The sequence below is a fragment of the Pseudomonas sp. 22490 genome (genome assembly GCF_052044465.1).
Taxonomy (GTDB): domain Bacteria; phylum Pseudomonadota; class Gammaproteobacteria; order Pseudomonadales; family Pseudomonadaceae; genus Pseudomonas; species Pseudomonas aeruginosa.
In genome coordinates this window covers 25,465-36,881 of the sequence record NZ_JBQENS010000020.1, presented here as the reverse complement: position 1 = coordinate 36,881, position 11,417 = coordinate 25,465, and the positions used below count along the sequence as shown (strand labels likewise).

Here is an 11,417-nt window from a genome sequence, read left to right as displayed (position 1 = left end):
CGCGGGCCGGAAAAATCCCTGGCGCCGTTTTGTCGCAGTATACGGGCGGAATGCGGAGGTCGGAGTGCGCAGGCAGGCGGCGAAGGGACGGGCGAGTGGAGTCGGGATGCTCGTGGGGAATCGTGCTGCGAANCAGCACGGCCTGAATCAACTGGCCCTGGGCAGGCTGCAACTGGCCAGGGAGTAGACGTAGTAGTTGAGGCGGTCGCGGTCGGTACGATTCCACACCTGGCCGACCGACTTCAGGCCCTGGCTCTGGCCGACCGCGCCGGCGATGCTGCCGCACCAGCACATCGGGTACTTCTGCCGATACAGCGGACCGCTGATGACCACCGCGACGTGCCCGTAGGTGCGGCCCTTCAGGCCGGCGATCACCAGGAAGCCCTGGGCCGCCTTCTGCGCGGCCTCGGCGCCGGAGGCGAGCTTGGTCCAGCTCTGCTCCAGGCCGTCGACCATGGCGTTGGCGTTGCCGCGGGGCATCGGTACGCCCAGCTCGGCGGCCACCGACTGGACGAAGCCGGAACAGTTGTCCTTGTTCGGGGTGCCGGCCAGGTAGCTCTTGTCCCAGCTGTTCTTGCAGGCGTTGACGATGCATTGATCGAGACTGTCCATGTATCACCTATGCGTGTCGATAAGGGGCGCTCCGGCCCGGATCATTTCTTTGCGGTCTGGCAGAACGGCGCGAGCGAACGCTTCACGACCTTCGCGCAGCTGTCGACGGATTCGCCCGAGCATTTCTGACCCAGGCGCAGCCCGTCCTTGTCCACCGCCCAGCGCTGGCCGGAGATGTCCTCGCGGTGCACCACCTTGCAGGTGGCGCTGTCGTAGGACACCAGCTCGGCGCTGGAGCCGCTGAATTCATGCATCAGCACGCGCCGACCGTCCTGGCTCAGGAACACGCCGCCGCGCGACCAGATGCCGCCGTCCTCTATGCGGCAATCGTTGCCGCTGTCGCGGTCGGCCAGGTAGACCGGCGGTTCGGGAAAGGCATCGGGGTTGTCGTCGTTGGGATCCTCGTTGCTGAACATCACGCGGACGTGCTCGTCCTCGCCGCCGAACATGTTCGGCGAGCCGAACTGGGGCACGATTTCCAGCTGGGTGAAAGTACAGTCCGCCGCCTGGGCCGAAAGGCTCAGGAAGAGAGCGGCGAAGCTGCCGGCGAGCAGTTTCATGGGGCGGGTTCTCCGTTGGGCCGCCAGGGCGGCGAAAGGATGGACCAGGCCGCGCCGGGCGCGAACGGAAGCGCCGCCTGACGACAGCAGGCGGAAAGCGGCGAAGAGGGGACGTGGGGCGCACGCGAACCGGCGCGGATGGGGCGCGGCGAGTCGAAACATATCCCTGTTTCCTCGAAGTCATCGTCCTTGATCGCCAGGGCGGGCCTGGGAGCCCGGCTAGCATACGTGGCGGCCGAAGCCGGTGGAATGCTGGCGAAATGGCGGCTCATATCCGGGGCGCGTTCGCCCGCCGTTGTGAAAGTGCGGCGCAGAGAGGCGGGTTTGCTAGAATCGCCCGTCGCCGAGTGAGGAGTGGTTCATGTTGCCAAGACCGTTGGTTGGGTTGGCCTTCGTTTTGTCGTCTTTTATCCAGTCTGTTTCCGCTGCTGAAATTTCCTATAGCCGTGACGTCCAGCCGATCTTTACCGCCAAGTGCGTCGCCTGCCACGCCTGCTACGATTCGCCCTGCCAGCTCAACCTGAGCAGCGCCGAGGGCGCGCAGCGCGGCGCCAACCAACTGCCGGTCTACGACGGCACGCGGACCAAGGCGCAGGAAACCACCCGCCTGTACCTCGATGCGCACGGTGCCGACGCCTGGCGGCGCAAGGACTTCTGGTCGGTGCTCGAACCGCAGGACGGCCAGGCCGCACTGATGGCGCGGATGCTCGAGCTTGGCCACAGCCAGCCGTTGCAGCCGAATGCGAAGATCCCCGAAGGCCTGGACATTTCGATCAACCGCGCCAACCAGTGCCCGACGCCGGCCAGCATCGATGCGTTCATCCGCAAGAACCCAGGTTCCGGCATGCCTTTCGCGGTGGCCGGGCTGAGCGACGACGAATACGCCACCTTGCAGAAGTGGCTGGCCGCGGGCGCCCCGGTCGACCAGCAGCCGTTGCGGCCGACCGCCGCCGAGGCGCGCCAGGTGGCCAGCTGGGAGCGTTTCCTCAACCAGCCTGGGGCCAAGCAGAGCCTGGTCTCGCGCTGGCTCTACGAGCACCTGTTCCTGGCGCACCTGTATTTCCCGGAGCAGGGCGCGCCCGGCCACTTCTTCCAGCTGGTGCGTTCGCGCACGCCCAGCGGCCAGCCGATCGACCCGATCCCGACCCGGCGTCCCAACGACGATCCGGGCAACAGCTTCTATTACCGCCTCTGGCCGATCCAGGGCGTGATCGTACACAAGACGCACATCACCTATCCGCTGACGGCGAAGAAGCTGGAGCGCGTCCAGGAGCTGTTCTTCGGCACCCAGTGGAACACCGACAAGGTTCCCGGCTACGGCGTGCAGAGCCGCGCCAACCCGTTCGCCACCTTTGCCGCGATCCCGCCACGGGCGCGCTACCAGTTCATGCTGGACAACGCCGAATACTTCACCCGTACCTTCATCCGCGGGCCGGTGTGCCGTGGACAGATCGCCACCGACGTGATCCGCGACAACTTCTGGGTGGTATTCCAGGACCCCGAGCAGGACCTGTTCGTCACCGACGCCAACTTCCGCGCGCAGAGCGAGCCGCTGCTGGCCTTGCCGGGGCAGATCGACGAGCTGAAGAACCTGCTCGGCCTGTGGAGCGCCTACCGGGACAAGCGCAACGAGTACGAAGACCTGCGCCAGGACGTCTACGCCGACGCGCCGCCGCCGACCTGGAACACGCTCTGGCACGGCAACGACAACGCCCTGCTGAGCATCTTCCGCCAGTTCGACAGCGCCTCGGTGCGCAAGGGCCTGCTTGGCGAGGTACCGCAGACCCTGTGGCTGATGGACTACCCGCTGTTCGAGCGAACCTACTACGGGCTGGTGGTGAACTTCGATGTCTTCGGCAACGTCTCGCACCAGGCGCAGACGCGGCTGTACTTCGACCTGATCCGCAACGGCGCCGAGCAGAACTTCCTCCGCCTGATGCCGGTCGACGCGCGCCAGCCGTTGCTCGACGACTGGTACCAGAACAGCGGCAAGCTGAAGATGTGGATGGACTACCAGGCCTTCGACGACGACACGCCGAGCGCGCTGGGATTGCCGGAGAAGCAGCCGAAGAAGGCCTTCGCCGAAGAACTGCTGCGTCGCTACGGCGACCTCAATGCGCGTCCCGACCCGATCAACCGCTGCCTGGACGGCAACTGCTATCGACCGGGCATCGACCGCGAACTGCAGGACGCCGAGCAGGCCTTCAGTCGCCTGGTGAGCCGGCCGGCGGCCGGCCTCAAGGTCATCGAGCGCTTCCCCGAGGCGACCATGCTGCGGTTACGTACGTCCAGCGGCAAGCGCGAGGTCTATACCGTGCTGCGCAACCGCGCGCACAGCAATGTCGCCTTCATGCTCGGCGAGTCGCTGCGCTACCAGCCGGGCCTGGACACCCTGACGATCTACCCGGGCGTGCTGTCCAGCTACCCGAACTTCATGTTCGATCTGCCGGCGACGGATGCCGAGGCCTTCGTCGGCGCCCTGGAGGCGGCGAAGAGCGGCGAGGACTTCGACAAGGTGGTCGAACGCTGGGGCGTGCGCCGCAGCAATCCGCAGTTCTGGAGCTACTTCCACGATCTCGAGGCGTACATCCGCGAAACCGAGCCGGTCGAGGCGGGCGCACTGGACATGAACCGCTACGAGAACCTCTGAGTCTCGCGACCCGCTCCACAAGGGGCGGGTCGGTTATCGCGAATTATTCCTACTAATTTACTAGGGCTTTATCCGCAAGTACCGATTGGCGTAAACTGTCGGCATATTTGCGAGGAGTTGCCATGAGCGCCATCACCATTACCGAAGCTGCCCAAGCGTATCTGGCCGAGTTGCTGGAGAAGCAGAGCACCCCGGGTATCGGCATTCGTATCTTCATCACCCAGCCGGGTACCCAGTACGCGGAAACCTGCATCGCCTACTGCAAGCCGGGCGAGGAAAAGGTCGAGGACACCGCCATCGCCCTGAAGGACTTCACTGCCTGGATCGATGCGGTCAGCGAGCCCTTCCTCGAAGATGCGGTGGTGGACTACGCCACCGACCGCATGGGCGGCCAGCTGACCATCAAGGCGCCGAACGCCAAGGTGCCGATGGTCAACGAGGACAGCCCGATCACCGAACGCATCAACTACTACCTGCAGACCGAGATCAATCCCGGGCTGGCCAGCCACGGCGGACAGGTGAGCCTGGTCGACGTGGTCGAGGACAACATCGCCGTGTTGCGTTTCGGCGGCGGTTGCCAGGGCTGCGGGATGGTCGACATGACCCTCAAGGATGGCGTCGAGAAGACCCTGATCGAGCGTATTCCCGAACTGAAGGGCGTGCGTGACGTGACCGACCACAGCAACAAGGAGAACGCCTACTACTGAGGCGTTTCCGTAAAGCAGAAGAGGCGACCGCAAGGTCGCCTTTTTCGTTGCCGGCGTTTCAGCGCGACAGCGTCCGCGTTCGTCGTACCGGCCAGAGCAGTGCCAGCGCCACCAGCAGCGCCGGCCAGACCAGCAGGTTCACCGCGTTCCAGCCAAGGCTGGTGATCAGGGCGCCGGAGCCGAACGACATCAGCGCCGCCACCAGGCTGTTGCCTTGCTCCATCAATCCTTGCGCGGCGCCGCGCTCGCTTTCGGCGTGGCCCTCGCCGAGCAGGGTGGTGCCGGCGATGAGCATCAGGTTCCAGCCGCTGCCCAGGGCCAGCGAACTGAGCAGGAAATGCGTGACCGACTGCCCGTCCAGGGCGATGCCGGCACTTGCGGCGAGCAGGAACGCGCCGAGCAGGGCGACGCGACGGTTGCCGATGCGGTCGACCAGCGGTCCGGCGAAGAACGCCGGAAGGAACATTCCCAGCACGTGCCACTGGATGACCCGACTCGACTGTTCCAGCGGCAGGCCGCAGAAGCTCATGGCCAGCGGCGTGGCGTTCATGATCAGGATCATCAATCCGTGTCCGGTCGCGGTGCAGGCGATGGCCGCGCGGACCACCGGCCGCCGCAACAGGCCGCCTATGTCGCGCCAGGCGAGTCGTGCCGGGCGTGGCGCCTGGCCTTCGCGGAGCAGAGCCATCAGCAGCAGGCCGGCGAGGGCCAGCGCGGCGATCAGCAGATAGGCGCCGACGAAGGGTTGGGCCAGCGCGTTGCGCGACCACAGCGCCAGGCTCGGCGCCAGCAGCGCGGCGAGTACTCCGCCGGCGAGCACGTAGGCGCTGGCGCGGCCTTTCCGCCCGGCATCCACCGCCTCCAGCGCGGCGAACCGGTAGTACATGGCCGAGGCCTGGTAGACCCCGATGCCCAGCGCGCCGAGACAGAACCAGAGGAAATCGCCAGTCCAGACACCGGCGGCGCAGACCAGGCCGCCGAGCACGCCGCCGCCGGCGCCGAGCATCAGCCCGGGACGTCGGCCGTGGCGCTGCATGAAGTGCGACAACGGCTGCACCGCCAGCAGGTTGCCCAGCACCAGCAGGGCCAGGGGCAGGGTAGCCAGGCTGTTCAACGGCGCCAGCTGGACGCCGACCAGGGCGGTCAGGGTTATGCCGATCAGCGAGCAGGACCAGTACAGGGCCTGGCCGCAGAACAGCAGGAGCAGGGTCGGGTTGCGTAGCAGCATGGCGTCACTCCGGACAACCGCCGGGCCTGACGACGCGTCGGCTGGAGGCAGGCTGACGGACCAGCGCATCCCGCGGACGCCTTGGCCGGGCCAGCAGTTCGCCGCCGCAGTTCGGGCACTGGCCGCCCAGGCGGGTCGTCGCGCAATCGCGGCAGAAGGTGCACTCGAAGGTGCAGATCAGCGCGTCGCCGCTGTCGCCGGGCAGGTCGCGGTCGCAGCACTCGCAGTTGGGGCGCAGTTCCAGCATGGGAAGGTCCTCGGTGGGAGCGTCAGGCCAGCATGCCGAAGCGTTCGGCGTATTCCTGGGGGCTGACCGAAAGATGCTTGTGGAACGTCCGCCGGAGGTTTTCCGGATGGCCGAAGCCGCACAGCCGGGACACCGTGGCGATCGACGCCTGGGCGTCCTGCAGCAGGGCGCGCGCGGCCTCCAGGCGAACCCGCTCGACGTAGCGACCGGGCGCCACGCCCAGTTCCTGGAGAAATACCCGGGACAGCGTACGCGGGCTCATGCAGGCCTGGTCGGCGAGGGCTTCCAGGGACAGGTCGCCGGCGAGGTTGGCGGGAATCCACTCCAGCAGCGCGGCCAGGCGCGGGGTGCGGCTCGGTTCCGGGGTCAGCCAGGCGCTGAACTGGGCCTGGCCGCCAGGACGCTTGAGGAACATCACCAGGCGTCGCGCGACGCTGAGCGCCAGGCTGCGGCCGAGGTCGGCCTCGACCAGCGCCAGGGCCAGGTCGATTCCCGCCGTGACGCCGGCCGAGGTGAAGATGTGGGCGTCGCCGTCGCGGCACCGCGGGTCGTAGGTGTGCAGGCGGTCGCCTTGCACATGGACGCCGGGAAACCCCTGGCGCAGCGTCGCCACGTCGGCCCAGTGGGTGGTCGCCGGGCGCCCGTCGAGAACCCCGGCGGCGGCCAGGATCAGCGCTCCCGAACACACCGAGCCGAGCCGCCGTATGCACGGTTCGGCGGCTTTCAGCCAGGCGAGCAGGTCGGCGTTGCGGGTCTGCGCCTCGACACCGAGGCCGCCGGGCACCAACAGGGTGTCCAGGCTTTCCGGCGGACAGTCGCGCCAGGCGAGGTCGGCGCAGATGCGGATGCCCGCGGAACTGGGCACCGCTTCGCTACGCTCGCCGAGCACCTGTATCCGGTAGAAAGGCGGCAGGCCCTGGCGCTGGCGTTCGACGTTGGCCGAGGCGAATACCTGCAGCGGTCCGGTCACGTCCAGGCTCATCACGTCGGGATAGATCAGGCAGGCAATCAGGCGCGGTTCGGGCATGGCACAACCTCATGGCGATGGCGGCAGTCTGGCGTCCTTCGGGCCTGGCCGCAATGCCAGTCGGCCCACGGATCTTGCCATTCGCTCGCCGGGGCGTCCCGCTGCGCCGATGGTTGGTATCGCCTCGGCACGCCGCATGCCCTATTGTCTGGTAACGGGTGATGGCTTTTTGACTCATCGCTGCAGAGGCGCCAGGGTATTGTCGTCCAGGCCTGTTTCAGCGTTCGGTCCGAGGTAGGGGAGTCAGCATGCTTGCACGCGACAGCCTGGTACAGGCTGGTCTGCCGGATAATCCGTATGCGCGCCAGTTGCGCAACGGCTTTCGTTGGTTGCGGTTCGAAAAGGAGCTGGAAAACGAGTTTCGCGAGTTTCTCAGCTGGAACTCGCTGATGCAGCGGCGCGCTGCCATCGGGGTGGCGTTCCTGATCTGGGCGCTGTTCATCGTGGCCGACTGGATGATGGTGGACATCCGCCTGCACCCCAGCCTGTTCGAGCAACTGCTGGGCGTGCGCCTGGGAATGATCGGCCTGCTGCTGGTGGTCTGGCCGGCGGCCTTCCTGCCCAGCCTGCGCAAGGTCGGCGATGCCATCGCGCCCTACTGCCTGCTGCTGATCAACCTGGCGGTGCTGGCCTGCGACGTGCTGTTCGAGTGGCATGGGGTGCCGCGCTTCACCCAACTGGGCGCGACCCTGGGTATCCTCGCGGTGTTCTTCCCGCTCGGCCTGGCGTTCTGGGCCTGCGTGCGCCTGGCGTTGCTGTGCCTGGCCCTGAACCTGGCGGTATTCCTGCTTTTCGGCGGCGAAGAGAACCTGCGTACCAACCTGCTGAATACGCTCTACAACGGCCTGGTGGTGCTGATCTGTTCGTTCGCCCTGTACCTGCAGGACTACGCCCAGCGCGAGCAGTTCCTCGGCCGGCGGCTGCTGGGCATGATGGCCGAACAGGACAGCCTCACCGGCCTGGTCAACCGACGCTACTACGAGCTGCTCGCCCAGCGGGCCCTGGAGCAGGGCGCCCGCGAAGAAAAGGGAGTGGCGCTGATCCTGGTGGATGTCGACGACTTCAAGGCCTACAACGACCACTACGGGCATCCGGCCGGCGATGCCGCCCTGCGCCAGCTTGGCGTCGTGCTCCGGCAGGGCGCGCGGCGGCCGCTGGATATCGCCGCGCGCCTGGGCGGGGAGGAGTTCGCCGTGTTGCTCTACGACAGCGAGGAGGGCAACACCCTGGCCATCGCCGAGCGCCTGCGGCAGGCGGTGGAGGCGCTGGGCATCGAGCACCTGGGCTCCAGCGCCGGCCCCTGCCTGACCATCAGCCTGGGGGTGGCCTATTCGACCTCCGGCATGGGCCTGGACGCGCTCTATCGCGAGGCCGACCGCGCGCTCTACGAGGCCAAGGATGCAGGGCGCAACGCGGTGCGCGTGGCGTTCCGGCAGCACGACCGCCTCGAATAGAGGAAACGAAAAAGGCGCCCATGGGCGCCTTTCGTCGTATGGAGCGGCTCAGCCTTGGCTGGGCATACTCCAGTCCTGCAGGTTGTAGCCGTTGTGGCTGAGTTCTTCGCGTGCCTGTTGCAGCAGGCCGGCAAGCTGCTCCGGATCGGAGTAGGCGGAGCTCGGAATGCGTGCACGGCCCAGCAGGCGGGTGCCAGTGCGATCGACTACGGACAGGCTCAGGCCGCCGTCACTGCCTAGCTCGGACCAGGCAACGCACTGGTATGGCTGGAAGGCGCGCCCGGTGATCAGCAAAGCCTCGTTGAAACGGAGCGTAGCGTTCATGGGAGTCGGTCTCTCTCGTTCATGTCTGTGTGGAACATGGGTGGCGCTTCCCGGCTCCACCGTGTTCGGTCACGCTAACTGATGCTTTCGAAAGCGAAAAAGTCACGGCGTGGCGCGTTTGTGCAACAGGTTGTCGCTTTTTCGAAGGGTTTTAGCGTGCCGAAGCGGCTAGGCGCGGTGTTTTGTCGCAGAACTCCAGGAGGGCGGCCAGGCCGCCTTGCGCTCGCCGCCCGCGCCTGCACAGCCTAGAATGGCGGCCCACCTGTGGCAGCGGACCGCTTCGCATGGATATCGACCTCGCCCGTACCTTCCTGGAGATCGCCCGCAGCGGTAGCTTCGTCGCTGCCGCGGAACGCCTGCACCTGACCCAGACCGCCGTCACCGCGCGCATCCAGAACCTCGAAGGGCAACTCGGCTGCCGGCTGTTCGTGCGCAACCGCGCGGGCGCGCGCCTGACCGCCGACGGCGAGCACTTCCTCGGCTACGCCAGCCAACTGGTGCAGACCTGGGATGCGGCGCGACGCGACCTGCCGCTGCCGGACGGCTTCCGCAACCTGCTCAACCTCGGCGGCGAGGTCAGCCTGTGCAATCCGCTGCTGCTTAACTGGATGCGGCGCCTGCGCGAGGCGATTCCCGGCCACGCCGTGCGGGTCGAGATCGGCCAGGGTGCCGACCTGCTCAAGCAACTGGAGCAGGGCGCGCTGGACGCCGCGCTGGTCTACCAGCCGGAATACTGGCCGGGGCTGCAGGTCGAGCAGTTGCTGGAGGAAAAGCTGGTGATGGTGCGTTCCGTGCTATCCGCGGAGCCTTATCTGTATGTCGACTGGGGCCCGGATTTCCGCAGCCAGCACGATGCCGCGCTGCCGGACCGGGCCAAGGCCGCGCTAGCCTGCAACCTCGGTCCGCTGGCCCTGCAGTACATCATGCAGAACGGCGGCAGCGGTTATTTCCGTACCCGGGTGGTGAGCAGCTACCTGGATGGCGGCACCCTGCAACGGGTCGAGCAGGCGCCGGAGTTCGCCTACCCGACCTACCTGGTGTACTCCCGCGAGCGCCTGTCGCCGACCCTGCGCCATGCGTTCCAGTTGCTGCGCGAAGTGGTCCGCGAGGACAGCGACTGGTCGCAGCGCTGGGACTACGTGATCTGATCGGCCTGGCCCAGGTGCTGCAGCCAGTTGCGGTAGAGCGCGGCGATCAGGTCGGTCTGGCTGACGATGCCGACCAGGTAGCCGGCCTCGTTGAGCACCGGCAGGCAGTGCAGGCCTTCGTCGGATAGCAGCGAGACCAGTTCGACGGCGTGGGTGTCGGCCTGTACGCAGACCACCGGGGTGGTCATGATCGTCTTCAGCTTGGTCCCGCGCAGGAAGCGCAGGCGCTTGAACGGGCTGCCGTCGGGGCGGAAGTGCTTGAGCAGGTCGCTCTGGGTGACGATGCCGGCCAGCCGCCGATGCTCGTCGAGCACCGGCAGGGCCTTCAGACGGTGTTCCTGCAACTGCTTCCAGGCGTCGTCGATGAAGGTCTCGGTGCTGGCGGTCTGCACGTCGCGGGACATGATCCGTGCCGCGGTCAGCTCGCCCATGCGCCGGCGCAAGGCGTAGCGCTCGGTATGGTGGATCAGTCGCTCGAGGTCGTCGCGGGTGATGTCGACGTATTCGCCGAAGTCCTGCAGCGCCTGGTCCAGGTCCCGGGCGGAGAAGTCCGTACGCGCGCTCGGCGCCAGGTCGCGGGTGCCATGGAGATTGGCCCGCGGCGACTGGTAGGGGCGCGGGTAGGGAGAGCGCATCAGGTTGTTGTAGAGCAGCGCGCAGCCGATCAGCACCAGGGTGGAGAGCAGGATCGGCCAGACCACGTCGATGCCGAGTTCGCTCAGGGACGGGTTGAGGGCCACGCTCAGGGCCAGCGCGCAGCTCGGCGGATGCAGGCAGCGCAGGGCGAACATCAGCAGCATGCCGAGGGCCATGCCGACCAGGGCCGGGGCCAGATCGTGTCCGAACCAGTAGGCGCTGAGGCCGCCGGCCAGGGCGGCGACCAGGTTGCCGCCGAGCATCGACCAGGGTTGCGCCAGGGGGCTGGAGGCGAGGGCGAACAGTAGTACGGCGGATGCGCCGAGCGGCGCTGCCAGGCGCAGCGCCAGTTCGCTGCCGAACAACGCCTGGCAGGCGAATACCGCGGCGAGCGCGCCGATGCAGGCACCGAGTCCGGCGCGCAGGCAGTCGCGCGGTCGAGCGTTCAGGGTCAGGGGGCGGAAGCCTTTCAGCCAGGTGCGTACGGCGGTGCTGGGGGAGTCGTTCATGGAACTCTTCGAAGCGAAAGAAAGGGGCCGTTGCCGGCCCCGTAAGGCACTTTCGTGCTGGAGGCATCCATCCCTGGATGATGGAGTCGGTTCAGGCGAGGAACGGCGGGCCGGCGGCCTCGCGGGATTCCTCGAGGGGGCGGACCACCTGCCGGCAGATCTTGCCGGTATTCCGGGCGACCCGGCGGGCGGCCTCGGGATCGTCGGCGAACGGCAGCAGGGCGGCCTGCTCGCGTTCCTCGCGGGTACTGCCGGCGAGGCTGAGCGCGATGCCGAGCACCAGGGTGGGGAGGCACAGCAGGGACAACAGCATGT

12 protein-coding genes are annotated in these 11,417 nt (G+C 67.2%); 4 read left to right on the top strand and 8 right to left on the bottom strand.

The genetic code is table 11. From position 1 onward, the window contains the following. Positions 1–147: 147 nt before the first annotated feature. Both tse1 and tsi1 read right to left on the bottom strand, forming a co-directional pair. A complete protein-coding gene (gene tse1 / locus ACTJJX_RS21155) occupies positions 148–612 on the bottom strand; it encodes a type VI secretion system effector peptidoglycanhydrolase Tse1 (protein ID WP_003088027.1) in 465 nt (154 codons plus the stop codon). A 41-nt stretch (positions 613–653) separates the two neighbouring features. After that, a complete protein-coding gene (gene tsi1 / locus ACTJJX_RS21150) occupies positions 654–1,172 on the bottom strand; it encodes a type IV secretion system immunity protein Tsi1 (protein WP_003120232.1) in 519 nt (172 codons plus the stop codon). A 361-nt stretch (positions 1,173–1,533) separates the two neighbouring features. Between tsi1 and ACTJJX_RS21145 the strand changes: the two genes are divergently transcribed. Together ACTJJX_RS21145 and nfuA are read left to right on the top strand one after the other, a co-directional pair. Beyond that, entirely contained in the window at positions 1,534–3,822 is a 2,289-nt protein-coding gene (locus tag ACTJJX_RS21145; protein ID WP_016851745.1) for a fatty acid cis/trans isomerase, read from the top strand. 122 nt (positions 3,823–3,944) lie between these two features. Beyond that, complete coding sequence (gene nfuA, locus ACTJJX_RS21140; RefSeq protein WP_003088034.1) at positions 3,945–4,529, top strand: Fe-S biogenesis protein NfuA; 585 nt, start codon at positions 3,945–3,947, stop codon at positions 4,527–4,529. Positions 4,530–4,587: 58 nt separating this feature from the next. Here nfuA and ACTJJX_RS21135 read toward each other — a convergent pair whose 3' ends face one another. The 3 genes from ACTJJX_RS21135 to ACTJJX_RS21125 are packed head-to-tail and all read right to left on the bottom strand — an operon-like array spanning position 4,588 to position 7,031. Next, positions 4,588–5,757 (bottom strand): MFS transporter, encoded by a 1,170-nt coding sequence (locus tag ACTJJX_RS21135; RefSeq protein WP_014603042.1) that lies wholly within the window; start codon positions 5,755–5,757, stop codon positions 4,588–4,590. A 4-nt stretch (positions 5,758–5,761) separates the two neighbouring features. Then, positions 5,762–6,004, bottom strand: coding sequence for a DUF1272 domain-containing protein (locus ACTJJX_RS21130; protein ID WP_003088038.1), 243 nt, complete (start codon positions 6,002–6,004; stop codon positions 5,762–5,764). Between the two features lie 22 nt (positions 6,005–6,026). Then, entirely contained in the window at positions 6,027–7,031 is a 1,005-nt protein-coding gene (locus tag ACTJJX_RS21125; RefSeq protein ID WP_003113607.1) for a GlxA family transcriptional regulator, read from the bottom strand. Between the two features lie 248 nt (positions 7,032–7,279). Between ACTJJX_RS21125 and ACTJJX_RS21120 the strand changes: the two genes are divergently transcribed. Then, positions 7,280–8,485, top strand: coding sequence for a GGDEF domain-containing protein (locus ACTJJX_RS21120; RefSeq protein ID WP_003098203.1), 1,206 nt, complete (start codon positions 7,280–7,282; stop codon positions 8,483–8,485). A 48-nt stretch (positions 8,486–8,533) separates the two neighbouring features. Here the strand turns inward: ACTJJX_RS21120 and ACTJJX_RS21115 are convergent, their stop codons facing one another. Next, the gene (locus ACTJJX_RS21115; RefSeq protein WP_003098204.1) at positions 8,534–8,809 is read right to left on the bottom strand and encodes a hypothetical protein; all 276 of its coding nucleotides are present in this window, start codon (positions 8,807–8,809) and stop codon (positions 8,534–8,536) included. Between the two features lie 284 nt (positions 8,810–9,093). Between ACTJJX_RS21115 and ACTJJX_RS21110 the strand changes: the two genes are divergently transcribed. Further along, a complete protein-coding gene (locus tag ACTJJX_RS21110) occupies positions 9,094–9,957 on the top strand; it encodes a LysR family transcriptional regulator (protein WP_003098205.1) in 864 nt (287 codons plus the stop codon). Here the strand turns inward: ACTJJX_RS21110 and ACTJJX_RS21105 are convergent. Together ACTJJX_RS21105 and ACTJJX_RS21100 are read right to left on the bottom strand one after the other, a co-directional pair. Continuing rightward, positions 9,945–11,102, bottom strand: a complete 1,158-nt coding sequence (locus ACTJJX_RS21105) for a CBS domain-containing protein (RefSeq protein ID WP_003113608.1) — start codon at positions 11,100–11,102, stop codon at positions 9,945–9,947. The genes ACTJJX_RS21110 and ACTJJX_RS21105 overlap by 13 nt on opposite strands. 91 nt (positions 11,103–11,193) lie before the next feature. Further along, positions 11,194–11,415: a hypothetical protein gene (locus ACTJJX_RS21100; protein WP_016851744.1), complete on the bottom strand. Its 222-nt coding sequence runs from the start codon at positions 11,413–11,415 to the stop codon at positions 11,194–11,196. Positions 11,416–11,417 lie beyond the last annotated feature (2 nt).